The 23377-nt window shown below is 68.8% G+C and carries 21 protein-coding genes; 15 read left to right on the plus strand and 6 right to left on the minus strand.

Translation table 11 applies throughout. From position 1 onward, the window contains the following. Positions 1-97: 97 nt before the first annotated feature. The 3 genes from ACGVWT_RS10915 to ACGVWT_RS10925 all read right to left on the minus strand — a co-directional run bounded on the left by ACGVWT_RS10915 (position 98) and on the right by ACGVWT_RS10925 (position 2745). Positions 98-499, minus strand: coding sequence for a DUF2946 family protein (locus tag ACGVWT_RS10915; RefSeq protein ID WP_315462343.1), 402 nt, complete (start codon positions 497-499; stop codon positions 98-100). Between the two features lie 72 nt (positions 500-571). Further along, on the minus strand, positions 572-1771 hold the full coding sequence (locus ACGVWT_RS10920) for an NAD(P)/FAD-dependent oxidoreductase (protein ID WP_315462342.1): 1200 nt from the start codon (positions 1769-1771) through the stop codon (positions 572-574). Between the two features lie 68 nt (positions 1772-1839). Continuing rightward, the gene (locus tag ACGVWT_RS10925; protein ID WP_315462341.1) at positions 1840-2745 is read right to left on the minus strand and encodes a polysaccharide deacetylase family protein; all 906 of its coding nucleotides are present in this window, start codon (positions 2743-2745) and stop codon (positions 1840-1842) included. Positions 2746-2831: 86 nt separating this feature from the next. Between ACGVWT_RS10925 and ACGVWT_RS10930 the strand changes: the two genes are divergently transcribed. The 11 genes from ACGVWT_RS10930 to ACGVWT_RS10980 all read left to right on the plus strand — a co-directional run bounded on the left by ACGVWT_RS10930 (position 2832) and on the right by ACGVWT_RS10980 (position 14176). Next, positions 2832-3380, plus strand: coding sequence for a TspO/MBR family protein (locus ACGVWT_RS10930; protein ID WP_315462340.1), 549 nt, complete (start codon positions 2832-2834; stop codon positions 3378-3380). Next, positions 3368-3730: a thiol-disulfide oxidoreductase DCC family protein gene (locus ACGVWT_RS10935; RefSeq protein ID WP_315462339.1), complete on the plus strand. Its 363-nt coding sequence runs from the start codon at positions 3368-3370 to the stop codon at positions 3728-3730. Before ACGVWT_RS10930 ends, ACGVWT_RS10935 begins: the two co-directional genes overlap by 13 nt. Then, positions 3727-4221: a DUF427 domain-containing protein gene (locus ACGVWT_RS10940; RefSeq protein WP_315462338.1), complete on the plus strand. Its 495-nt coding sequence runs from the start codon at positions 3727-3729 to the stop codon at positions 4219-4221. The genes ACGVWT_RS10935 and ACGVWT_RS10940 overlap by 4 nt, the downstream gene beginning before the upstream one ends. A gap of 66 nt (positions 4222-4287) precedes the next feature. Then, positions 4288-5292, plus strand: coding sequence for an adenosine deaminase (locus ACGVWT_RS10945; protein ID WP_315462337.1), 1005 nt, complete (start codon positions 4288-4290; stop codon positions 5290-5292). 154 nt (positions 5293-5446) lie between these two features. Then, entirely contained in the window at positions 5447-6295 is an 849-nt protein-coding gene (locus tag ACGVWT_RS10950) for a TorF family putative porin (protein ID WP_315462336.1), read from the plus strand. 113 nt (positions 6296-6408) lie between these two features. After that, entirely contained in the window at positions 6409-6498 is a 90-nt protein-coding gene (gene kdpF, locus ACGVWT_RS10955; RefSeq protein WP_017978036.1) for a K(+)-transporting ATPase subunit F, read from the plus strand. Positions 6499-6511: 13 nt separating this feature from the next. Beyond that, the gene (gene kdpA, locus ACGVWT_RS10960; protein WP_315462335.1) at positions 6512-8215 is read left to right on the plus strand and encodes a potassium-transporting ATPase subunit KdpA; all 1704 of its coding nucleotides are present in this window, start codon (positions 6512-6514) and stop codon (positions 8213-8215) included. Positions 8216-8229: 14 nt separating this feature from the next. Beyond that, the gene (gene kdpB / locus ACGVWT_RS10965; RefSeq protein ID WP_116461526.1) at positions 8230-10263 is read left to right on the plus strand and encodes a potassium-transporting ATPase subunit KdpB; all 2034 of its coding nucleotides are present in this window, start codon (positions 8230-8232) and stop codon (positions 10261-10263) included. Between the two features lie 12 nt (positions 10264-10275). Beyond that, positions 10276-10848 carry a potassium-transporting ATPase subunit KdpC gene (kdpC, locus tag ACGVWT_RS10970; protein ID WP_315462334.1) on the plus strand — a complete coding sequence of 191 codons (573 nt, stop codon included), beginning with the start codon at positions 10276-10278 and terminating at the stop codon, positions 10846-10848. Then, positions 10845-13508: a sensor histidine kinase KdpD gene (locus tag ACGVWT_RS10975; protein ID WP_315462333.1), complete on the plus strand. Its 2664-nt coding sequence runs from the start codon at positions 10845-10847 to the stop codon at positions 13506-13508. Before kdpC ends, ACGVWT_RS10975 begins: the two co-directional genes overlap by 4 nt. Continuing rightward, positions 13508-14176, plus strand: a complete 669-nt coding sequence (locus ACGVWT_RS10980) for a response regulator transcription factor (protein ID WP_315462332.1) — start codon at positions 13508-13510, stop codon at positions 14174-14176. The genes ACGVWT_RS10975 and ACGVWT_RS10980 overlap by 1 nt, the downstream gene beginning before the upstream one ends. An 84-nt stretch (positions 14177-14260) precedes the next feature. On the opposite strand, the gene yghU is transcribed toward ACGVWT_RS10980, so the two are convergent. The 3 genes from yghU to ACGVWT_RS10995 are packed head-to-tail and all read right to left on the minus strand — an operon-like array spanning position 14261 to position 17550. Further along, a complete protein-coding gene (yghU, locus tag ACGVWT_RS10985) occupies positions 14261-15157 on the minus strand; it encodes a glutathione-dependent disulfide-bond oxidoreductase (RefSeq protein ID WP_315462331.1) in 897 nt (298 codons plus the stop codon). A gap of 55 nt (positions 15158-15212) precedes the next feature. Continuing rightward, positions 15213-16340 carry a PAS domain-containing sensor histidine kinase gene (locus ACGVWT_RS10990; protein ID WP_315462330.1) on the minus strand — a complete coding sequence of 376 codons (1128 nt, stop codon included), beginning with the start codon at positions 16338-16340 and terminating at the stop codon, positions 15213-15215. Then, on the minus strand, positions 16330-17550 hold the full coding sequence (locus ACGVWT_RS10995; RefSeq protein ID WP_315462329.1) for a sigma-54 dependent transcriptional regulator: 1221 nt from the start codon (positions 17548-17550) through the stop codon (positions 16330-16332). Before ACGVWT_RS10995 ends, ACGVWT_RS10990 begins: the two co-directional genes overlap by 11 nt. A 126-nt stretch (positions 17551-17676) precedes the next feature. Here ACGVWT_RS10995 and ACGVWT_RS11000 point away from each other — a divergent pair, with 126 nt between their 5' ends. The 4 genes from ACGVWT_RS11000 to ACGVWT_RS11015 are packed head-to-tail and all read left to right on the plus strand — an operon-like array spanning position 17677 to position 23332. Next, a complete protein-coding gene (locus tag ACGVWT_RS11000) occupies positions 17677-18972 on the plus strand; it encodes an HlyD family efflux transporter periplasmic adaptor subunit (RefSeq protein ID WP_315471954.1) in 1296 nt (431 codons plus the stop codon). Between the two features lie 11 nt (positions 18973-18983). After that, entirely contained in the window at positions 18984-19661 is a 678-nt protein-coding gene (locus ACGVWT_RS11005) for an ABC transporter ATP-binding protein (protein ID WP_024310477.1), read from the plus strand. A gap of 10 nt (positions 19662-19671) precedes the next feature. Beyond that, positions 19672-22092 carry an FtsX-like permease family protein gene (locus tag ACGVWT_RS11010; protein ID WP_315462327.1) on the plus strand — a complete coding sequence of 807 codons (2421 nt, stop codon included), beginning with the start codon at positions 19672-19674 and terminating at the stop codon, positions 22090-22092. Further along, positions 22085-23332 carry a TolC family outer membrane protein gene (locus ACGVWT_RS11015; RefSeq protein ID WP_315462326.1) on the plus strand — a complete coding sequence of 416 codons (1248 nt, stop codon included), beginning with the start codon at positions 22085-22087 and terminating at the stop codon, positions 23330-23332. The genes ACGVWT_RS11010 and ACGVWT_RS11015 overlap by 8 nt, the downstream gene beginning before the upstream one ends. Positions 23333-23377: the final 45 nt, after the last annotated feature.

A 23377-nucleotide genomic window follows, 5' to 3' on the forward strand; every position in this document is an offset into this window, starting at 1 on the left:
CCCGATGGGCGACCGGCAGCCGAAACCGCGCGCGATTCGAACGATCGCCTGCGGCACGGGCGAGGGGACGCGGCGAGGCGTCCCGTCTCGCCATCGATCAGGCGGTGGCGGGTGGCGCGCGCAGCGGGGGGCGGAGGCGGGTAGACTGCCGCGGTGCGGGCGGAACGGCGGTCCGGAACACGGTCGCGACGATGAAGGCGACGACCAGCGCGAGCAGCAGCGGATCGGCGCCGCTCATCGCCGGGGCATTCAGTCCGGCGAAGGCGCAGGGCTGCTCCGCCTTGCCGTGATCCGGCTTGTCGTTGTGATGCGCCATGCCGGGCATCGCCATGGTCATCGTCACCGGGCCGTAGCCCGAGCAGATCTCGATCGTGAAGGTGCCGTTCGACGAACCCAGCATATAGCCGTTGGGCACCACGACCTTCATCAGCAGCGTCAGCGCGATCAGCCAGACGGCCAACCAGCGATGGTGCAGGATATGATGGCGTATCGCGCTCACCCCACCGCCCTATCGCCGGACGGTGCTGCCGTCACCTTGCATTTTGGTAGGAACGCGGCGCGGTGCGTGCCGTCAGCCGAACAAGGGTTTCAACGGGTTGCCGATCAGCCCGCTGACCATCGCCGCCTGGATGCGCGTTGCCGGCCACAGTTTCGACAACGGCCCGACGATCCGATCGCGCACGAACGGAAGCGCCCGGCTGTCGGACTGGTAGACGGGAGTGAACAGCGCGGTGAGGGCCTGGTACAGATGCACGTGCCGGCGCCGCATCGCGATCGCCTTGCCCAGCGCCGCGGCCACGTCCGGCGATCCTCGCAACGCGAGCGCGAGCGCATAAGCATCGAGCAGCGCCATGTTGGCGCCCTGTCCCAATTGCGGGCTCGCCGAATGCCAGGCGTCGCCGATGTGGATCATGCCCGTTTCCGCTGGAGTCGGCAGCGTCCGATGGGCGTAGCGGGCGAAGGTCAGCTGGTCGGGGGATCGGATCTGGTCGAGCAAAGCGTGCGTCGCCGGCCATAAGGCGGACACCTCCGCTTTCCACGCGTCGAGCCCCGCCGCCTGCCATTCCGCGAGCCGATCGGCGCGCAGCGACCAGAAGAGCGCCGCCTGCTGGCGCGGGTCGCCCGGAAACCGTCCGATCGGCAGCACGCCGACCATCACGCTCGCCCGCCGATAGCGCTGTTCGAGCGCGGCTGGATCGAAGCCGGCATCGGCGGGCCAGTCGAGCGTCCCCCACAACGCGCCATAGGCGAGCGTGCGGCCGCAGGGCGGCACCAGCGGCGTCCGCGTGCCGAGCGCGTCGACGATGAGGTCGAATGGGCCGATCCGGCGGCCGCCCTCCAGCAGCAAGATGCGACGGTCGCCGGCGGAAAGGTCGCTGCCGGACACCGCGCAGCCGGTTTCGATCGCGATCCCCTCGGCAGCGACGGCCTGATGCAGCAGTGCGAACAGGGTCGCGCGATGCACGCCGACCCCGAACCCCGCCCGCTTGCCGAGCGCGGCATAGCGGACGGAGAGGACGACCCGGCCGCTGCTCCCCGCCTCGCCATGCAGGCGATCGATGCGGGTACCATGGTCGAGCAGGGCGTCGGCCAGACCCAATGCGCGCAGGACCGCAAAACCGGTCGGCTGGATCATCAGGCCTGACCCCACGGGGCGGGGCGCATCGAACCGTTCGAACAGGGTGACATGATGGCCGTCGCGATGCAGCAGCAGCGCGGTGGCGAGACCGGCCGGGCCGCAGCCGGCAATCGCGATGTGAAGACGCTGCATTGCGCCAGCCTAGCCGGACGGAGGCGTCGCGCCATCCTTTTCGATCGTGATGGGTTTCCGGCCGCGGTTCACACCGCCAGATCGTTTGCCTCGACATGCGCGGCGATCTCGCCGGCGGTGGTCCACCAGATACGCGGGTCGTTCGCGGCGCGGAGCTCGGTCAGCACGCGGGCGAGGGCGGGCGTGCGGTGCGCCTGCCCCATGATGTACGGGTGGAGCGCGATGCCGAGCACCACGGGGCGGCGGTCGCATTCCGACAGCAATTGCTCGACGGCGGCGCGGATCATACCGGCGAACGTCTCCGCCTCCTGCCGGCGGGCGATGATCGCGGGGATGTCGTTGATCTCCTGCGAATAGGGGATCGACAGCAGCCCGCCGTGCGCGGTCGACAGCCGCGTCGGCTGGTCGTCATGCGCCCAGTCGAGAACGTAGCGATAGCCCTGCTGCGCGAGCAGGTCCGGGGTCTGCGCGCTTTCGGAAATCCAGGGGCCGAGCCACCCCGTCGGACGGACGCCGAGCGCGGCAAGTCGTTCGGTGACGTCGCCGATCATCGCCGCCTCGCGCCGGCCGGACAGGTCGCCCTGCGCCGCGGCGTTGGTGGCGCCATGCGCCGCAATCTCGTCGCCACGGTCGCGGCATGCCTCGGCCAGGCCGGGGCAGGCATCGAGCACGTCCGCATTGACCAACGCCGTCGTGCGCAGGTCGAGCCGGTCGAACAGATCGAACAGCCGCCACGCGCCAACGCGGTTGCCGTAATCGCGCCAGGCATAGTTCATCACGTCAGGATCGGTCTGTGCCGGGGCGAGCTCTGCACCGAGGCCGCTGCCGAACTGGAATACCTCGTAATTGACGCCCAGATAGATGGCGAGGCGGCCACCATTGGGCCAGTCGTAAACGGGGCGATCGGTGATGGGGCGATAGGCGTAGCGGTCGTGGTGCGAGCTCATCCGCCGGTAACGCGTCGCGGGCGCCATGGGCCCAAATCATCTGCCGTGGTGGCGGACTGGAACGTCCGCGCGTGTGGCTCGCTGTAGCGACAGGTGATCACAGGAGGTGGTAGTTGGACAGGGACAGCGGACGGCCGGCTGACACCGGCAGCGGCGGATTGAGCCGCGGTGCGGCGCTGGCATCGGTCGCCGCCGTGCTTGGGATCAGCGCGCTGGTCGGGCGGCGCAATGCACCCGACGCATCGCATCCCGGCGTACGGCGCTGGTATCGCAAGCTCGACAAGCCCGGCTTCACGCCGCCCGACGCCGCCTTCGGCGCGGTGTGGCCGGTGCTGGAGACGGGGTTGGCGGTGGGCGGCTATCGCCTGTTCCGCCGCGCGCCGGGGCCGACCCGCAATGCCGCGATCGGCCTGTGGCTGGTCAACAGCGCACTGATCGGCGGCTGGACACAGCTGTTCTTTCGCGAGCGGCAATTGGGCGCGAGCGCGGCGGTGTCGGGCGCGATGGTGGCGACGGGCGCGGCCTATGTCGCCACCGCCGCGCGCGTCGACCGGCCGGCGGCGGCGCTGGCCGTGCCCTTCGTCGGCTGGCTGGGCTTCGCGACATTGCTGGCCGAGCGGATCTGGCGCGACAATCCGGCGGAGGGGCGATGCACCGCGTAACCGTATGGCATGACGGCCAGTGTCCGCTGTGCCAGCGTGAGATCGCACTGATGCGCCGGCTGGACCGTCGCGGCCGGATCAATTTCGTCGACGTCGCCGGGCAAGGGACCTGCCCGATCGACCGCAGCGCGATGCTGGCGCGCTTCCATGCGCGCGAGGACGATGGGCCGTTGCTGTCGGGTGCGGCCGCTTTCGCGGCGATGTGGCGTGCGATCCCGCTGCTGCGTCCGCTGGGTGTCGCGGCGCGCAATCCCATCGTCCTGGCGACGCTGGAGCGGCTGTACCGCAGCTTCCTGCGGGTGCGGCCGCGCTTGCAGCGCTGGCTGCAGCGGCGCGAGGCCCGCGCGTGAAGCCACGGCCCGATCCCATCCGCCCGGGGCAGCAGAGCGTCTGGGACTTTCCGCGGCCCGCGGTGGCCGAGGCGAGCGATCGGCACGTTCGCATCGAGCATCGCGGCGTCGTAGTGGCCGACACCCGCGCGCCCGTCCGCACGCTGGAGACCAGCCATCCGCCCAGCTGGTACATCCCGCCCGCGGACATTGCGCCCGGCGTGCTGATCCCGTCCGACCGGCGCTCCTTCTGCGAATGGAAGGGACATGCGGTGTACTGGCATGTGCAGGTCGGCGACGTCCGGCTGGCCGATGTCGCGTGGAGCTATCGCGATCCGACACGCGCCTTCGCGATCCTGCGCGACCATGTCGCCTTTTACGCCGGGCCGTTCGACCGCTGCCTGGTCGATGGCGAGCAGGTGGTCCCGCAGCCGGGCGGCTTTTATGGCGGATGGATCACGGCGGACCTGGCCGGACCGTTCAAGGGCGTGCCGGGCAGCATGGGCTGGTAGGCCGGGCGCCGCTTGCGGAACGGCGGTTCGCGTTGCAGTTTCGGTCGCCGTGCTTGGAGTGACCGCATGACCGATTTCATCACCGCCTTGCCCAAGGCCGAGCTTCACCTGCACATCGAGGGCAGTCTGGAGCCCGAGCTGATGTTCGCGCTGGCCAAGCGCAACGGTGTCGCGATCCCCTATGCGTCGGTGGAGGCGGTGCGGGCGGCCTATGCCTTTTCCAACCTGCAGGATTTCCTCGACATCTATTATGCCGGGGCGGACGTGCTGCGCACGCGCGCCGACTTCCACGATCTGGCCGCTGCCTATTTCGACCGTGCCGCCGCGGACGGGGTGGTCCATGCCGAGATCATGTTCGACCCGCAGACGCACACCGCACGCGGCATCCCGTTCGCCGAGGTGATCGAGGGGCTGCTCTCCGCGATGGCGGAGGCGGAAGCGCGGCATGGCATGACCAGCGCGCTCATCATGAGCTTCCTGCGTCACCTGAGCGAAGAGGAGGCGTTCGCAACGCTGGAAGAGGCGATGCCGTGGCTCGACCGGATCACCGCAGTCGGGCTCGATTCGTCCGAGGTCGGCCATCCGCCCGAGAAGTTCGCGCGCGTCTTTGCCGCCGCCCGCGCGAAGGGGCTGAAGCTGGTCGCGCATGCGGGGGAAGAGGGGCCGCCTGATTATGTTTGGCAGGCGCTCGATCTGCTGGCCGTGGACCGGATCGATCATGGCAACCGCTCGCTGGAGGATGCGGCTTTGGTCGCGCGACTGGCAGCTGAGGGGATGACGCTGACGGTGTGCCCGCTGTCCAACCTGAAATTGTGCGTCGTCGACCGGATCGAGGATCACCCGATCGATGCGATGCTGGCACAGGGGCTGCGCGCGACGATCAATTCGGACGATCCCGCCTATTTCGGCGGCTATGTCGCGGACAATTACCGCGCGGTGGCGGCGGCGCGGGGGCTGGACCGCGCGGCGCTGGCGACGCTGGCGCGCAACAGCTTCACCGGATCGTTTCTGCCGCCGGACGCGGTGGCGGCACATCTGGCGCGGCTGGACGCCTTCGTCGCGGCGGCGTGAGCCGGCCCGCGTAAAAACATACGGAAAACATACGCCCTGACCCGATAATCGCTCTCGAAACCCTACGGACGCACGGCCTAATTGCCTTGCCCGCAGGAGGATCCGGCGCCCGTTCGTGGCGCCCGGATCCTCCGTTCGTGGGAGGTTCGATTTCGTGCGTATCCGTTATTGTTTTGCCGTCGCCCTGCTGCCCGTCGCGGCGCCCGCTTATGCCCAGAGCACCGACACCGCGCCGCCGCCGGCGGTGACGATCAGCGGCTCGGCTGCGATCCTGTCCGACTATCGCCTGCGCGGCATCTCGCAGACCGACGAGCATATGGCGGTGCAGGCCGGGCTGACCGTCGCGCATAAGAGCGGCGTCTATGTCGGCGCCTGGGCGTCGAACCTTGCCGGCTGGGGCACGTTCGGCGGCGCCAATATGGAGCTGGACCTGATCGGCGGGTACAAGACCAAGATCAGCCCGACCGGCACGCTCGACGTCGGCCTGACCTGGTACATGTATCCGGGCGGCGCCAACAAGACCGACTATGCCGAACCCTATGTGAAGCTGTCGGGCACCACCGGCCCGGTCTCGCTGACCGCGGGGGCCGCCTACGCTCCCAAGCAGCAGGCGATCGGCAAATGGTACGATAACGGCGCGAGCGCGGCGGCGGGGGTCTACGACCATCCCGGCGCGAAGAGCGACAATCTGTACGTCTGGGGCGACGGCGCGGCGGCGATCCACGGCACGCCGTTCACCGCCAAGGCGCATATCGGCCACAGCTGGGGCATGGACGGCCTGGGCCCCAATGCCACCGCCCCGACGCCGACCGGCGATTATTGGGATTGGTCGCTGGGCGTCGACACCAGCTGGCGCAATCTGACGCTGGGTGTCGCCTGGATCGACACCAACATCTCGAACCGTGACGCCGCCTATCTGCGGCCGAGCTTCAGCAAGGGACAGGACGGCACCGGCAACATCGCTGGCAGCACCGCGCTCGTCTCGCTCACCGCCGCCTTCTGAACGGGGAGACGTTTCCATGCAGGATATCATCTGGCTGTCGATCATCGGCGGGCTGTCGGCGCTGACGCTGGCCTATGCCCGCCTGTGCGACAAAGCGTGAGGGGGGACGCGCGATGACCATCGACCTGTGGCTCGCCGCCGCCTGCGCGCTCGGCCTGCTCGCCTATCTGGTGGCGGTGCTGCTCCGCCCCGAACGCTTCTGAAGGGAGCGCTGTCATGACCATTCAGGGTTGGGGCCTGATCCTCGCCTTCGTCGCGGTGCTGCTCGCCCTCGTCAAGCCGGTCGGCCTGTGGCTGTTCGCGCTGTACGAGGGGCGGCGCACGCCGCTTCATGCCGTGCTCGGCCCCGTCGAGCGCGGCTTCTATCGTCTGTCGGGCATCGACCCGGCGGAAGAGCAGGGTTGGCGCCGCTACGCCGTCCATATGCTGCTGTTCAACATTGCGCTGATGCTGTTTACCTATGCCGTGCTGCGCTTGCAGGCGGTGCTGCCGCTGAACCCGCTGCATTATGCGGGCGTGGGCGCGGATGGCGCGTTCAACGTCGCGGTCAGCTTCACCACCAACACCAACTGGCAATGGTATGCGGGGGAATCGACGCTGTCGAACCTCAGCCAGATGCTGGCGCTGGCCATCCACAATTTCACGTCAGCAGCGACGGGCATCGCGCTGGCCTTCGCGCTGTTCCGCGGCTTCGCGCGGCGGCAGGCAAATGGCATCGGCAACTTCTGGGCCGACATGACCCGGATCACTTTGTACCTGCTGCTGCCGGCCTGCATCGTCTACACGATCTTCCTGATCGCGAGCGGCGTGCCGCAGACGCTGGCCGGTTCGGTCGACGTGACGACGCTGGAGGGGCTGCGCCAGACGCTGGCGCTGGGCCCGGTCGCCAGCCAGGAAGCGATCAAGATGCTCGGCACCAACGGTGGCGGCTTCTTCAACGCCAATAGTGCGCATCCGTTTGAAAACCCCGGCGCGCTAGTCAATTTCGTGCAGATGGCGTCGATCTTCGTGATCGGCATGGGCCTGACCTGGACGTTCGGCAAGGCGGTGGGCGACACGCGGCAGGGCTGGGCAATCCTTGCGGCGATGCTGCTGCTGTTCCTGGCCGGCGTTGGCGTCACCTATTGGCAGGAAGCCGCGGGCAATCCGGTGCTGCACCATCTGGGTGTCGCAGGCGGCAATATGGAGGGCAAGGAGGTGCGCTTCGGCATCGCCGCGTCCGCCCTTTTCTCGGTCGTCACCACGGCGGCGTCGTGCGGCGCGGTCAATGCGATGCACGACAGCTTCACCGCGCTGGGCGGCATGATCCCGCTGATCAACATGCAACTGGGCGAAGTGGTGGTCGGCGGCGTCGGTGCCGGCATCTACGGCTTCCTGCTGTTCGCCATCCTTGCCGTCTTCGTCGCCGGCCTGATGGTGGGCCGCACCCCCGAATATGTCGGCAAGAAGATCGAGGCGCGCGAGGTGAAGCTCGCGGTGCTGGCGATTGCTGTGCTGCCGCTGGTGATCCTGGGCGGCACGGCGCTGTCCGTGGTCGCGCAGGCGGGCCTAGCCGGGCCGCTCAATAAGGGGCCGCATGGCTTTAGCGAGATCCTGTACGCCTTCACCAGCGCGGTCGGGAACAACGGATCGGCCTTTGCGGGCCTGACCGCCGGTACGCCCTGGTACAACGGCCTGCTGGGCGTCGCGATGTGGATCGGGCGGTTCTTCGTGATCGTGCCGATGCTGGCGATCGCCGGCAGCCTTGCCGCCAAGCGGCACACGTCGGCGGGTGCGGGATCCTTCCCGACCACCGGCGGCCTGTGGGTCGGCCTGCTGGTCGGCATCATCCTGGTGCTGGGCGGCCTCACCTTCCTGCCGAGCCTCGCTCTCGGTCCTATTGCCGATCATCTCGCGATGATCGGTGGCCAGCTTTCGTAAGGGGCGCCGTCATCATGGCCCAGACAAGCAACGCTTCGCTGTTCACTGCAGAGCTGATCGTGCCGGCGATCCGCGATGCCTTCGTCAAACTCGATCCCCGGCAGTTGATCCGTAACCCGGTGATGTTCACCACCGCGGTCGTCGCGGTGCTGCTGACCGTGCTGCTCGCGGTCGGGCAGGACGGCCTGTCGACCGGCTTCAAACTGCAATTGGTCGTCTGGCTGTGGCTGACCGTATTGTTCGGCACCTTCGCCGAAGCGCTGGCGGAAGGGCGCGGCAAGGCGCAGGCGGCGAGCCTGCGCGATGCCAAGGCCGAACTGAAGGCCAAGCGGCTGATCGGCGTCGGCGACGCCTGGGAGCTGGTGGCCGGCACGAGGCTGACCGTCGGCGACGTCGTGCTGGTCGAGACGGGCGATCTGATCCCGTCCGATGGCGAGGTGATCCAGGGCGTCGCATCGGTCAACGAAGCCGCGATCACCGGCGAAAGCGCGCCGGTGATCCGCGAGGCGGGTGGCGACCGGTCGGCGGTGACGGCGGGCACGCGCGTCATCTCCGATTCCATCAAGGTGCGCGTCACGGTCGAACCGGGGCAGGGCTTCCTCGATCGCATGATCGCGCTGGTCGAGGGCGCCGAGCGGCAGAAGACGCCGAACGAGATCGCGCTGACCATCCTGCTGACCGGCCTGACGATCATCTTTCTGATCGCGGTCGCGACCATTCCGGGCTTCGCCAGCTATGCCGGCGGGTCGATCCCGGTCGCGATCCTGGCGGCGCTGCTGATCACGCTGATCCCGACGACGATCGCCGCGCTGCTGTCCGCGATCGGCATTGCGGGGATGGACCGGCTGGTCCGCTTCAACGTGCTCGCCAAGTCGGGTCGTGCGGTGGAGGCGGCGGGCGATATCGACGTCCTCCTGCTCGACAAGACGGGGACGATCACGATCGGCGATCGGCAAGCGAGCGAGTTCCGCAGCGTCGGCGGTGCGAGCGGAGAGGATCTCGCCGAAGCTGCGCTTCTCGCCAGCCTGGCGGACGAGACGCCCGAAGGCCGTTCAATCGTCGTGCTGGCGCGCGAACGGTTCGGGCAGACGGCGACGTTGCCAAGCCACGCCGAGGTGATCGCCTTCACCGCCCAGACCCGCGTGTCGGGGGTGCGGATCGGGGACACGCTGATCCAGAAGGGCGCGGTCGATTCGATCCTGCGCGCCAATCCGGGCAGTGGCGAGACCGCCGCGGCAACCGAATTGCGCCGCATTACGGACGAGATCGCCCGCGCCGGTGGCACGCCGCTGGCGGTGGCGAAGGACGGCCGGTTGCTCGGTGCGATCTTCCTGAAGGACGTGGTCAAGGCGGGCATCCGCGAACGCTTCGCCGAACTGCGGCAGATGGGCATCCGGACCGTGATGATCACCGGCGACAATCCGCTGACCGCGGCGGCGATCGCGGCAGAGGCGGGCGTCGACGACTTCCTCGCCCAGGCGACGCCAGAGGACAAGCTGGACCTGATCCGCAAGGAACAGACCGGCGGGCGGCTGGTCGCGATGTGCGGCGACGGCACCAACGACGCGCCGGCGCTGGCGCAGGCGGACGTCGGCGTGGCGATGAACACCGGCACGCAGGCGGCGCGCGAGGCGGGCAATATGGTCGACCTGGACAGCGACCCCACCAAGCTGATCGAGGTCGTCGGGCTGGGCAAGCAGTTGCTGATGACTCGCGGGGCGCTGACGACCTTTTCGGTTGCCAATGACGTCGCCAAATATTTCGCGATCATCCCGGCGATGTTCGTCGCCCTCTATCCGGGGCTCGGCGTGCTCAACGTGATGGGGCTGACGACGCCGCAAAGCGCGATCCTGTCGGCGATCATCTTCAACGCGCTGATCATCCCGGCGCTGGTGCCGCTGGCGCTGAAGGGCGTGACCTATCGACCGATGGGGGCGGGGCCGCTGCTGGCGCGCAACCTGGCCATCTATGGGCTGGGCGGTCTGCTCGCTCCGTTCATCGGAATCAAGCTGATCGACATCGTCGTCGGTGGCCTCGGACTGGCCTGAGGAGTATAGAATATGGGCAAGGATTTCTCTTCGGCATTGCGGCCGGCGATCGTGATGACGCTGTTGTTCGCCGCATTGCTCGGCATCGTCTATCCGCTGGCGATGACCGGCGTTGGCCAGCTGGTCTTCCCCCATCAGGCGAACGGCAGCCTGATCGAACAGGGCGGGCGCGTGATCGGGTCGGACGTGGTCGGGCAGGCGTTCACGTCGGACCGCTATTTCCAGACGCGCCCGTCGGCGGCGGGCAAGGGCTATGACGGCATGGCGTCGAGCGGATCGAACCTCGGCCCCGCAAGCAAGGCGCTGGCCGATCGCGTCACCGCCGATGTGGCGAAGCGCCGGGCAGAGGGTGTGACGGGGCCGATCCCCGCCGACCTCGTCACCACCAGCGGATCGGGCCTCGACCCCGACCTGTCGCCCGGCGCAGCGCTGGCGCAGGCGCCCCGCATCGCCCGTGTCCGCGGCCTGCCGCTCGCCCGGGTGGAGGCGCTGATCGCCGGTGCGACCGAGAGCCCGCTGCTGGGCGACCCCCATGTGAATGTACTTGCACTTAACCGCGCGCTCGACGCATCCGTCAGGCGATGAGTGACGGCCGGCCCGACCCCCAGGCACTGCTGCGTCAGGCGGCGCAGGAGGGTCGTGGCCGCCTGAAGATCTTCCTTGGGGCGGCACCGGGCGTCGGCAAGACGTTCGAGATGCTGTCCGAAGGGAAGGCGCGGGCGCGCGAGGGCGTCGATGTCGTCGTCGGCGTGGTCGAGACGCATGGCCGTGCCGAGACGGACGCGCTGACCCGCGGCTTCGAAATCCTGCCGCGCCTCGCCATCCCGTACGAGGGGCGGACGCTGCACGAGATGGACCTCGACGCGCTGATCGCCCGCGCGCCGCGCCTCGCGCTGGTCGACGAGCTGGCGCACACCAATGCGCCGGGCAGCCGCCATCCCAAGCGGCATCAGGACGTCGAGGAACTGCTCGCCGCCGGGATCGACGTCTATTCGACGATCAACATCCAGCATGTCGAAAGCCTCAACGATATCGTCGCGGGCTTCACCCATGTCCGCGTGCGCGAGACGGTGCCCGACAGCGTCCTGGAGGCGGCCGAGATCGAGGTCGTCGACATCCCGCCCGACGAACTGATCGAGCGGCTCAAGGCGGGCAAGGTCTATCTGCCGCAGGAGGCGACGCGCGCGCTCCAGCACTTTTTCTCCAAATCCAATTTGTCGGCCCTGCGCGAACTGGCGCTGACCCGCGCCGCGCAGGCGGTCGACGCGCAGATGCTGGAGCATGTCCGCGCGCTGGGGGTCGGCGGCACCTGGGCGGGGGCGGAGCGGATCGTCGTCGCGATCAACGAACTGGCCGGCGGCGAAGGGCTGGTGCGGGCCGGCAAGCGCGTCGCCGATGGCCTGCGCGGGCCGTGGACGGCGCTGTTCATCGAGACACCGCGCGTCGCCGCGTTCAGCGATGCGCAGCACGCCCGCGTCGCGGCGGCGATGACGCTGGCGACGCAACTCGGCGCGACGGTCGTGACCGTTCCCGCGGCGGGGGTGGTCGAGGGGATCAAGGGGTATCTGGCCGATGCGCGCGCAACGCAGCTGATCGTCGGCAAGTCGCGCCGGTCGCGCTGGTTCGAGCTGCGGCACGGATCGGTGGTCGACCGGCTGGTGCGCGAGACGCCGGGCGTCACCGTCCACGTCCTGCCCGTCGCGGGTGGTGCCGCAAAGCCCGAACGCCTGCCGCTGCGACGCGGCGCCTGGGGCACGCGGCTGGGCTATGTCGCGACCAGCGCGATGATCGCGGGCGTCACCGGCATCGGCACCGCGCTGTTCCGCGTGCTGCAACTCGGCAATGTCGGCATGCTGTACCTGCTGCCGGTGATGGCGGCGGCGAGCCTTTTCGGGCTGCGCACCGGGCTGTTTGCGGGACTGGCATCGAGCCTCGCCTATAATTTCTTCTTCCTGCCCCCGACCGGCACGTTCACGATCAACAACCCTGAGAACGTCATCTCGGTGTTCGTGCTGCTCGGTGTCGCGTTCGTCACCAGCCATCTCGCGGCGCGCGTCCGGGCGCAGGCCGATCTGGCCAGTCAGAGCGCGCGCACCAATGCCGCGCTGACCGGCTTCCTGCGTCAGCTGACCGAGCTGGCCGACGATGCGGCGGTGAAGCGCGCCACCTGTCGCGAGATCGCGCATATTCTCGACGTGCACGCCGTGCTGCTTGGCGCGGGTGCCGGGGGGCTCGATGTGCAGGCCGCCGATGCGGAAGGGTATCAGCTCGGCACGCTCGATCTCGCCGCGGCGCAATGGGCATTCGACAATGCGACGACCACCGGGCGCGGATCGGGCACGTTGACCGCATCGGACTGGGTGTTCCACCCGCTGTCACATGCCGGGCGGACGCTGGCCGTGCTGGGGCTGGCACGCGATGGCGGCGGCGATCCGGTGCGTGCCGACCAATTGCCCTTGCTGACCAGCCTGATCGACCAGGCGGCGATGGTGCTGGAGCGGCTGCGGCTGGAGGGTGAGATGCGCGACGTCGAGACGATCCGCACCCGCGACCGTCTGCGTGGCGCGCTGCTGTCGTCGGTCAGCCACGACCTGCGCACGCCGCTGACCGCAGTGAAGGCCGCTGCCGCCGAACTGCGCCACGGCGTGACGCCGGATCTGGTCACGACGATCGAGGTCGAGACGCGGCGGCTCGACCGGTTCGTCGCCAATCTGCTCGACATGGCGCGGATCGAGGCAGGGGCGCTGACGCTGGCGATCGAGCCGATCGACCTTGCCGATGCGGTGACGGGCGCGGCGCATGACGCGCGCGCAGCGCTCGCCGGTCACGCAATCCGGTTGGAGGTGCCACCCGATTTGCCGCTGGTCCGATGCGATCCGCAGTTGCTGCACCATTGCCTGCTCAACCTGCTCGACAATGCCGGGCGCTATGCCGATCCAGGCACGGCGATCCGGATCGTCGGCGCGCATCGCGGCGCAACGTTGCGGTTGTCGGTGGTGGATGAGGGGCCGGGGTTGCCGCCGGGAGCGGAGAGCGCGATCTTCGACACGTTCCGCCGCTTCGACGGATCGGACCGGTCGGCCGGAGGCACAGGGCTGGGCCTCGCCATCGTCAAGGCGTTCGCCGAGGCGATGGGCGTCGGCGTGGAGGCCGCCAACCGCGACGATGGCGCGGGCGCGCGCTTTACCCTGGTTTTCCCGTCCGCCACGATCGTACGCGATGCAGTGGTCGAGGGGCAGATCTGATGGCGCGCGTGCTGGTGGTGGATGACGAACCGGCGATCCGGCGGTTGCTTCGCCAGACGCTGGAGCGCGCCGGCCATGAGGTGATCGATGCCGCCGATGCGCGCGTGGCGCTGGCCGCGGTGGCGCAGACCGCGCCCGATGCGGTGCTGCTCGATCTGGGGTTGCCGGGCCGCGACGGGCTAGAGCTGGTGCCGGTCATCGCGCGGACGCCGGGGATCGCGCTGCTGGTCGTCTCCGCGCGCGACGCGACCGAGGACAAGGTTGCCGCACTCGATCTCGGCGCGGACGATTACGTCACCAAGCCGTTCGACAGTGAGGAATTGCTCGCCCGCCTTCGCGTCGCGCTGCGGCGTAGCGAGGCAAAGGGGGCCGGCGTCGTGCGCGCTGGCGAGGTGACGATCGATCCCGCCGCCCATCGGGTGGAGCGAGCGGGCGTCGAGGTGCATCTGACGCGCAAGGAATATGAGGTGTTGACGCTGCTCGCCGACCATGCCGGGCGCGTCGTGACGCACAAACTGATCCTGCAGCGCGTGTGGGGCGGCCACGATCCGAAGGTCGAATATCTCCGCATCGTGATCCGCAACCTGCGCCAGAAGCTGGAGGCGCCCAACGCGGTCGGCAGCCTGATCGCGAACGAACAGGGCATCGGTTACCGCTTGATCGGGTAACGCCTCTGAGGCGTCGCCCCAGCGAAGGCTGGGGCCTCTCTCGGCTCATGGAACCGGAAGATCCCAGCCTTTGATGGGATGACGTCAGTTTTTGGCGCCGTCCGCAGCTTCCGCCAACGCACGGTCGATATCCGCCGCGCTGTGGCGTTCGGCGAGGAAGGTGCCGGGCGCCCCGGTCAGCCGGTTGACGATGCGACCGCGGCGGACGCCTTCGCGTGCGGCGATCGTATTGGTCCAACGGCGGACGTTCGGGTATTCCTCGACCGACAGGAACTTTTGCGCGCTGTAGATGCCGTCCATCAACCCGCCGTACCAAGGCCAGGCGGCGATATCGGCGATCGTATAGTCGTCGCCCGCGAGGAACGCATTGTCGGACAGCCGCGTGTCGAGCACGTGCAGCTGCCGCTTCGCCTCCATCGCATAGCGGTCGATCGCATATTGGATGCGGAAGGGGGCATAGGCGTAGAAATGGCCGAAGCCGCCGCCGACGAAGGGCGCGGATCCCATCTGCCACATCAGCCAGTTGAGCGTTTCGACGCGCGCCCGGCCGGAGGCGGGCAGGAACGCGCCGAAGCTTTCGGCGAGGTGGACCAGGATCGATCCGCTTTCGAACAAATGTAGCGGCGGATCGCTGCGACGGTCGAGCAGCGCCGGGATTTTCGAATTGGGATTGATCGCGACGAAGCCGCTGCCGAACTGGTCGCCCTTGCCGATCTCGATCGGCCAGGCGTCATACTCCGCGCCCGCGTGGCCGGCGGCGAGCAGCTCTTCGAGCATGATCGTCACCTTCTGCCCGTTAGGCGTGCCCAGCGAATAGAGTTGCAGGGCATGGTCGCCGGTGGGGAGGTCGCGTTGTTGCGTCGCGCCGGAAATGGGGCGGTTGATGTTCGCGAATTGGCCGCCGTTGCCTGGGTTCCACGTCCACACTTCAGGGGGGACATAGCCGGCGGGCTGGTTATTGGCGCTGGTTTCGTTGGCCATCGATCGGGCTCCTCTTGGGTCGGGCGCTGAACGCGCGAAAGGGGGTTTGGCGCCGTCAGGGGATCGTGAGGCGGAAACGGGTCGGCGCATCGGAGGCTAGCGTCAACGTGCCGCCATGCGCCAGCGCGATCTGCCGCGCGAGGCTGAGGCCTACACCGGTGCCGTCCGCCTTGGTGGTATGAAAGGGACGGAAGATGCGGGCGACGGCGTCTGCGGGAACGCCGGCGCCATTGTCCTCTATCTCGATGGCCAGCGTGTCGCTTGCCGTGACGCGCAGCGCCACTTTGGCCCTGGCGGCGTGCGCGGCGGTGGCCGCTTCGGCAGCATTCTGTAACAGCGCCCAAACCGCCTGCACGATCTGGTCGCGATCGAGCGTCCAGGCGTCGGCATCCGCCGCCACCGACAGCGCGACGGCGGGCCAGCGCGTGGCAAAGAGCCGCGCCAGATCATCCGCCAGCTCACCCACCGGCACCGCACGACGCGTGGGTTCCGGCAGGCGGGCGATGGCGCGATAGGCTTCCGTGAAGCGCTGCAACCCCTCCGCCCGGCGCGCCAGCGTCTCGAGGATTTCGCGCAGCAGCGCCACATCGACCTCGGACCGCGCCACCGCCGCGGCGCCGCTTTCGGCGAGCGAGGCGATGGGGGCGAGGCCGTTGAGCAATTCGTGCCCCAGGACCTGGATCATCTCTGCGCTGGCGCGGGCTTCGGCAGCGCGCTCCTCCTGTTCGATGTCGATCAGCGCGGCGACGTCCTGCCCGTTGGCGACGCGCACGCGGTCGATCCGCCAGCCGCGGCCTTCGTGGCGCAGGTGGGTGGCGGTGGCATCGGCCAGCGCCGGGGGCACGGGCAGGATACGGTCGTCGGTTCCGAACAGGCGGCGGGCGGCGCGGTTCAGCGCGCGCGCGGCAGTGGCGTCGATCGCCAGCAGCGGCGTCGGCGCGGCGTCGAGCAGCAGGCGCAGCACCAGCCCGTCGGCGTCGTCGGGCCGTGCGGGGTTGGGGCGCACTACCTCACGCGGGCGTGACACCAGCCACCAGTTGAGCGCGGCCAGCCACAGCGCGACCAGCGCTGCCCCGGCGCCTAGGCCCCAGGTGCCCTGCTGCCAGGCCAAGGCCGCGACGATGCCCGCCACGATCAGCCCGAAGCTGAGGGCGATGGGCGACGGCCCGCGCCTAGAGACCATAGCGTGCCATCCGCCGATACAGTGCGCCGCGGCTGAGGCCGAGCGCCGTCGCCGCCTGCGTAACATTGTGGCGATGTTCGCGCAGCGCCGCCTCGATCATCGCGCGCTCGGCATCGCTCAGCGCGAAGTTCGCTTCTGGCGCGGTGGGGACCGCAATGTCCGCGATCGGGGCGGCGGGTGCGATGAGGGCGGCATCGAGGATGCCATCGTCGGACAGCAGCACCGCGCGTTCGATCGCCAGCGCGAGGCCGCGGACCTCGTCCGGCCAGACGGCGCTGCGGATCGCCGTGACCGCGGCATCGGTGAAGCGGACCGGCGGCCGCACGAACCGCTCCGCGGCGAGGCGCGCGAAATGGCGCGCGAGCAGCACCGCATCGTCGCCGCGCAGCGCGAGTGGCGGCATCGCCACCTCCACCGTCGCCAGCCGACGTTGCAGGGCGGGCGACAGCGCCGAGACGCTGGACGCGATGGCGATGCAGCGGATGCCGGTGGGCAGCCGCTGGGCAAGCTGATCCTGTGCGAACGGGTCCAGCCCGTCTGGGTGGCGCAGGATCGCGGTGCCTTCGCCCATGTCGAGCAACGCCCAGCCGGCGGGATCGCGCAGGTCGATCTTGATCGGCGGCCGCATGGCCCATGGCGAGGCGGCGTGGATCGCCAGCGCTGCGAGCGTCCGGCCGCTTCCGGCCGGACCGGTGACGGTGACGCCCGCCGGTGTCGGCGCGATGCGGCGGATCAGCGCGCGCACCCGCTCCATCGGCTCGCTGTCGCCGAGCAGGCGAGCGGGTTCGGCTCCGGCGGATTGCGGCGATGCCGGGGCCGCTGCCGCGCCGCGCAAGATCGCGCCCTCGACGCGCGCGAGCAGGTCGGCGTTGCGCCACGGCTTCATCGCGAAATCGCGCGCACCGGCCTGCATCGCGGCGACCGCGATGCGGATACCACTATGCGCGGTCAGCACGATGACGCAGGCGGCCGGATCGTCGGCCATGATCCGGGCGAGGCAGGCGAGACCCTGTTCGCCACTCGACTCCCCCGGCGTGAAGTTGAGGTCGAGCAGGATCGCATCGTAGCGCTGCGTCGCGAGGCGCGACATCGCCTCTTCCGGCCCCCTCGCACCATCCAGCCGATGGCCGGCCATGCGGAAGGCGATGTCCATCGCGCCGAACACCGCCGGATTGTCGTCGATCAGTAGAATCGTCCGTCCGGTTGACACGCCGTCCGACCGTCCATTTGTGGACAGTGCGTCCGCCTGCGAACGGTCGTCGTCCGGTGCTTGGGGTGAAAGTCTAGTATTCATAACGGTTTAGGCTTTTCGGCTGTTCGCGGCGACACTGGCGCCATGATGACCGAACCGTCCGAACACGCAACTGCTTCCCCCGGTACGTCGCCGGGCGCCGCCATGGACCGCCGCGTCGATCGGCCCGCACGCCCATGGTGGCGCCGCCGCGGCGCGATCGCCGTTTGCCTCGCACTGATCGCTGCGATCGCGCTGTGGCGGATCATGCCGGCGAGCGGATCGACGGACGTCGCCGCCACGGACATCGATACCGGTACGGTCGAACGCGCACCCTTCGCCGATTATCTGCCGGTCCGGGCGACCGTGGCCCCGCGTGTCACCACTTTGGTCGGCGTGCTGTCGGGCGGGCAGGTCGAGAAACTGCTGGTCCAGGACGGTACGATGGTGGCGGAGGGACAGCCGCTCGCGACCCTCGCCAATCCGACGCTGAAGCTCGACGTGCTGACCCGCGAGGCGCAGATCGCCAGCCAGCTGGGTGGCCTTGCCGGCGAGAACCTTGGCATCGCGCGCAATCGCCTCGATCGGGCGGGACAGATCGCACAGGCGAACTACGACCTCATCAAGGCGCGCCGCGACCTCGGCATTCGCCAGCAGCTGCACGACAAGGGCTTCGTTTCCGATGCTGGCGTGAAGAGCTATGCCGAAGAAGCGGCGTATCAGGAAAAGCGGTTGGCGCAGCTGCAATCGGGTGGTGCCGCCGAGGCGCGGATCACCACGACGCAGGGCGCGCGGCTCGACGACACGCGCACGCGGCTGGAGCGCAACCTTGCCGCGGTGCGATCGGGGCTCGACGCGCTGACAATCCGCGCACCCGCAGGCGGGCGGCTCACCAACTTCATACTTCAGCCCGGGCAGACGCTGAAGCCCGGCGACCCCGCGGGGCAGGTCGACAGCGAAGGGTCGTGGAAGCTGGAGGCAGATGTCGACGAATATTACCTCGGCCGCGTCGCGGTCGGTCAGCGCGCCACGGCGAACGGCATGGCGCTGACCGTGTCGAAGGTGCTGCCGGCGGTGAAGGACGGTCGCTTCCGCGTCGAACTGACGTTCGACCGGGCGCCGACGGCGAGCCTGAACCGCGGCCAGACGATCGATACGCGTATCACGCTCGGCAGCACCGCACCCGCTCTGGTCGCGCCGGTTGGTGGCTGGCTGGAATCGGGTGGTGGCACCGCGGCCTTCGTTCTCGACGCCGATGGCCGCCATGCCCGCCGCCGCACCATCAAGACCGGCCGTCGCAACCCCGAACAGGTCGAGATCCTGTCCGGTCTGCAGCCCGGCGAACGCATCGTCACCAGCAACACGTCGTCCGTGAAGGGCGACATCCTCAACATCCGTTGAAAGGGCCATTCGTGATCCGTCTCGAAAATATCCAGCGCCGCTACGTCTCCGACGAGGTGGAAACGACCGCGCTTGCCGACATCGACCTGCACGTCGCGGCGGGCGAATTCCTGGCCATCATGGGGCCGTCGGGCTGCGGCAAGTCGACGTTGCTCAACACATTGGGCACGGTCGATCGCCCGACGGGCGGTCGCTACCTGTTTGGCGATCGCGACCTTGCTGCGTTGGATGAGGCGGAGCTCGCCAAGTTTCGCGGCAGTACGCTGGGCTTCGTGTTCCAAAGCTTCAACCTGATCGACGAACTGACGATCGAGGAAAATATCGCGCTCGGCCTCGCCTATCGGAAGGACGCAGGCGACCGGAAGGCGCGCGTCGCCGCGGCGATGGACAAGGTGGGCATCGCCCATCGCGCGCGACACTTCCCGCACCAATTGTCAGGCGGCCAGCAGCAGCGCGCTGCCATCGCCCGCGCGATCGTCGGCGATCCCAAGCTGATCCTGGCGGACGAACCGACCGGCAACCTCGACACCGCCAACGGCGAGCAGGTGATGGGCATCCTGTCCGCGCTGAATGCCGAGGGCGCGACGATCGTGATGGTGACCCACTCGCCCAGCCACGCCGACATGGCGAAGCGCCGCATCGACATGCTCGACGGCCGCATCGTCGCCAGCGCCATGCGCGCGATCTGAGGGGGACGCCATGAACCGCTTCGCGCTTTTGTCGCTGTATCGCTCGCTGACCCGGCACAAGTTGTATGCTGCGCTCAACATCGGCGGCCTCGCCGTGGGCATCGCCGTGTTCCTGGTGCTGGGCCTGTACGTCCGGTTCGAGACGGGGTTCGAGAAATGGCTGCCGAACCACGACAAGATTTACCTGGTCGAAACCATCTGGAACCTGAAAGGAAGCGAATATAACGGCCCGACGCCTGAAACGATGGGTGGGCTGCTCGACGAATTGAAGGGCGATTTCCCCGATATCGTTGGCACGCGCTACTCCGGCGGCAAGAACGGCGGCAGCGTGCTGCGCAACGGCGTCGCGACGCGCGAGGACGTGGCGCAGGTCGATCCGTCCTTCTTCGATGTGTTCGATATCCCGATGGTGAAGGGCGACGGGCGACAGGCGCTCGCATCGCCGACCGGCCTGCTGCTCAGCGAAAGCCAGGCGCGCAAATATTTCGGCACCACCGATCCGATCGGCCAGACGATGACGATCGCCGCAGCTGGGGACCTGCCGAAACAATATCAGGTCAAGGGCATCTTCCGCGATCTCCCCGCGGCGACCGAACGGCAATTCACGATGCTGGTCCAACTACCAAAGACAGGTCATCCCGAGCAATGGACGCACTGGGGCAGCACGTCGCTGTCGACCTATCTCCGCTTCGACACGCCGGCGGCGGCGCAGGCGTTCGAACAGAAGATGCCTGCGTTCGTCGAGCGGCATGGCGTGCGGGACATGGGGCCGAAGCCGTCGGAATCGATAGGCCTTGCCATGTATCCGCTGACCAAGGTGCATCTGACCAACGATATCGGCGACGGACAGCGGCAGACGGTCGTGACGCTGGGCATCGTCGGCGTGCTGACGCTGCTGATCGCGCTGGTCAATTACGTCAATCTTGCCACGGCGCGCGCGGGGTTACGCGCACGCGAGGTCGCGATGCGCAAGGTACTAGGTGGCAGTCGCAGCGCGCTCGTTCGCCAGTTCCTGGGCGAAGCCGTGCTGACTGTCGCAGTGGCAGCGCTGGCCGGTTTGATCCTGGCCGAGTTGGGCCTGCCGCTGGTCAATGCGGCGGGTGGCTTGTCGCTGACCATCCCGTATCAGGTGATCGTTCCGGCGCTGGTCGTGCTGGCGCTCGTCACGGGGATTGCGGCGGGCTTCTATCCCGCGGTGATGCTCGCACGGTTTCCGGCGGCGGCGGTGCTGGCGTCGTCACGAGCGCCGGGCGGCGGCCGGGCGGGAACGCGGACGCGCGAGGCGCTGGTCGTCTTTCAGTTCGGCCTCGCCATCGCCTTCATGATCGGCACTGCGGTGCTGGTCGCGCAGACCCGCTACGTGCGGACCGCCGATGTAGGCTTCCGGCGCGATGGCTTGCTGGTGATCCCGTCGCTGTCCAGCTCGCAGATCAGTCCGGGCCAGGCCAACGCTATCGTCGCCGCGATCCGCGCGCTGCCGATGGTCAGGGCGGTCGGCCTCTCCAACTTTGCTGTGGGCGGTAGCGGCAGCATGAGCAGCGACAACGTTCCGATCCCAGGGCGGCCGGGAGACGGCCCGATGCTGAACTGGGTCGATGTCGGACCCGACTTTTTCAAAGCGCATGGAGTCGGCGCGGTGGCGGGGCGGCTGTTCGACAACGCGCATCGCATGGACGACAACAGTCAGCGACCATCCGGGGCGGCCAAGAACATCATCATCACGATGAAGGCCGTCGGTACGCTGGGTTTCCGTTCGGCGGATGAGGCCATCGGGAAGACAGTCGGCGGCGACCGCCCGCGTACGATCATCGGGGTCGTCCCCGATATGCGCTTCAGATCGCCCCGCACGCCGACCGTGGCGACTTATTATTACTACACGACCAAGGCGCCGTCGTTCGTGACCGTCGCGAGCGTGCGGGTGGCAGGCGATCCGCGTGTCGCGCTGGCGCAGGTGAAGGCGATATGGCAGCGGATGGCGCCGCAGGTGCCGTTCGGCGGCAAGAGCGCGGATGACCGGCTCGATGACTTCTACAAGGCCGACGAGCAGGCGACGCGCCTGTTCGCGATCGGTGCGGGCTTGGCCGTGGTGATCGGTTGCGTCGGTCTGTGGGGGCTTGCTTCGTTCAACACCGCGCGGCGGATCAAGGAGATCGGCATCCGCAAGACGCTGGGCGCGTCGTCCGGCGATATCGTGAAGCTGCTGGTCGGGCAGTTCCTGCGGCCGGTGCTGATCGCCAACCTCGTCGCCTGGCCGATCGCCTTCTTCGCGATGCGGACGTGGCTGGCGGGCTTCGTAGATCGGATCAGCCTGTCGCCGCTGTTCTTCCTCGGCGCGACCTTGCTCGCCGTCGTGATCGCCGTGCTGACCGTGCTGGGGCAGGCGTTGAAGGCGAGCCGCGCGGCGCCGGCATGGGCGTTGCGCCATGACTAAGCGCCTCGCCGCCATCGCGCTGCTGCTGAGCGCAGCGCCCGCCTCTGCCGAAACACTGCGCGAGGCGATCGCGGCGGCCTATGCCACCAACCCGCAGCTCGCGGCAGCGCGGGCGTGGCAGGAGGCGCTGGCGGAGACGCCCGTGCAGGCGCGGGCGCTCGGGCGGCCCACGCTGTCGGCCAACGGGGGCGCGGGGTACGACCGGCTCGGCTATGGCAGTACCGGCAACGCGTCGGTCGCCGCCGATGTGCCGATCTGGACCGGCGGGCGGGTGCGCGCCGCGGTCCGGGCGGCACGCGAGGATGTCGCCGCCGGAGCGGAGGGGCTGCGCGATACAGAGGCGGCGATCCTGCAAGGCGTCGTGCTCGCTTATGCCGACCTGCTCTACAACCAGCAGGCGGTCGAGGTGGCGCGCGTCGGCATCGAGCGGCTCGACCGACAGGTGGACGAGGCACGTTCGCGCTTCAATCTGGGGCAGGGGACGCGCACCGACGTCGCACAGCTGGAGGCGCAGCGCGCGACCGTCGTCGCCAATCTCGCCGACGCAGAAGGGGCGCTCGCCACCGCCGCCGCCGCCTATCGCGCCGCGGTGGGGCAGGAGGCCGGTGCTTTGGTGGCCGACGTGCCGCCGCCCGCCGCGCTGCCCGTCGATCGTGCCCAGGCACGCGAGGCGGCCGAGGCGTCGAACCCCCTGCTGCTTCAGCAGCGCCGCGTCGTCGCAGGATCCGCCGCACGGATCGATGCGGCCCGCGCGGAGGGCGCGCCATCGCTGGACCTGACGGGCGGTTACGGCCGCGGCCTGATCGTCGCCGATGGCCGGACGCGTGGGTATGACGCCGCCGCCTCCGCCGGGCTCAGTCTGCGCATACCGTTGCTGACCGGTGGCCTCGTGCCCTCGCGCATTCGCCAGGCACAGGCGACCAACCGCGCTGAGCGCTTTCAGGCCGAAGCGACGCAGCGCGAAACCGTCCGTAGCGTCGATGCCGCCTGGGCGACGCTGAGTGCGGCGCGGGATCGGCTACGTGCGAACGTCGACGGTCTCGCCGCCGCCGACCTTGCGCTGAAGGGAGTGCGCGCCGAATATGCCGTCGGCCTGCGCACGACGATCGACATTCTTGTCGCCGACCAAAGCTATCGCAGCGCGCAACTGGCGGTGGCGTCGGCGCGGGCGGATGTCCTGGTGGCGCAGGCAGCGCTGCTGCGCGCGACGGGGCGGCTGGACGGCAACGCCTATGGCTAATTGCACGGCATGCAATCGATTGTTGTGTTGATCGGCGCAAATCGC

This window comes from Sphingomonas sp. S6, from assembly GCF_043498045.1.
Taxonomy (GTDB): Bacteria; Pseudomonadota; Alphaproteobacteria; order Sphingomonadales; family Sphingomonadaceae; genus Sphingomonas.

Bases quoted from the DNA above. Each gene is read 5' to 3' on its own strand.
- ACGVWT_RS10920 (WP_315462342.1), bottom strand. From the start codon at position 1,771: ATGCAGCGTCTTCACATCGCGATTGCCGGCTGCGGCCCGGCCGGTCTC.
- ACGVWT_RS10925 (WP_315462341.1), bottom strand. From the start codon at position 2,745: ATGGCGCCCGCGACGCGTTACCGGCGGATGAGCTCGCACCACGACCGC.
- ACGVWT_RS10935 (WP_315462339.1), top strand. From the start codon at position 3,368: ATGCACCGCGTAACCGTATGGCATGACGGCCAGTGTCCGCTGTGCCAG.
- ACGVWT_RS10945 (WP_315462337.1), top strand. From the start codon at position 4,288: ATGACCGATTTCATCACCGCCTTGCCCAAGGCCGAGCTTCACCTGCAC.
- kdpF (WP_017978036.1), top strand. From the start codon at position 6,409: ATGACCATCGACCTGTGGCTCGCCGCCGCCTGCGCGCTCGGCCTGCTC.
- kdpA (WP_315462335.1), top strand. From the start codon at position 6,512: ATGACCATTCAGGGTTGGGGCCTGATCCTCGCCTTCGTCGCGGTGCTG.
- kdpB (WP_116461526.1), top strand. From the start codon at position 8,230: ATGGCCCAGACAAGCAACGCTTCGCTGTTCACTGCAGAGCTGATCGTG.
- kdpC (WP_315462334.1), top strand. From the start codon at position 10,276: ATGGGCAAGGATTTCTCTTCGGCATTGCGGCCGGCGATCGTGATGACG.
- ACGVWT_RS10975 (WP_315462333.1), top strand. From the start codon at position 10,845: ATGAGTGACGGCCGGCCCGACCCCCAGGCACTGCTGCGTCAGGCGGCG.
- ACGVWT_RS10980 (WP_315462332.1), top strand. From the start codon at position 13,508: ATGGCGCGCGTGCTGGTGGTGGATGACGAACCGGCGATCCGGCGGTTG.
- yghU (WP_315462331.1), bottom strand. From the start codon at position 15,157: ATGGCCAACGAAACCAGCGCCAATAACCAGCCCGCCGGCTATGTCCCC.
- ACGVWT_RS10990 (WP_315462330.1), bottom strand. From the start codon at position 16,340: ATGGTCTCTAGGCGCGGGCCGTCGCCCATCGCCCTCAGCTTCGGGCTG.
- ACGVWT_RS11000 (WP_315471954.1), top strand. From the start codon at position 17,677: ATGATGACCGAACCGTCCGAACACGCAACTGCTTCCCCCGGTACGTCG.
- ACGVWT_RS11010 (WP_315462327.1), top strand. From the start codon at position 19,672: ATGAACCGCTTCGCGCTTTTGTCGCTGTATCGCTCGCTGACCCGGCAC.
- ACGVWT_RS11015 (WP_315462326.1), top strand. From the start codon at position 22,085: ATGACTAAGCGCCTCGCCGCCATCGCGCTGCTGCTGAGCGCAGCGCCC.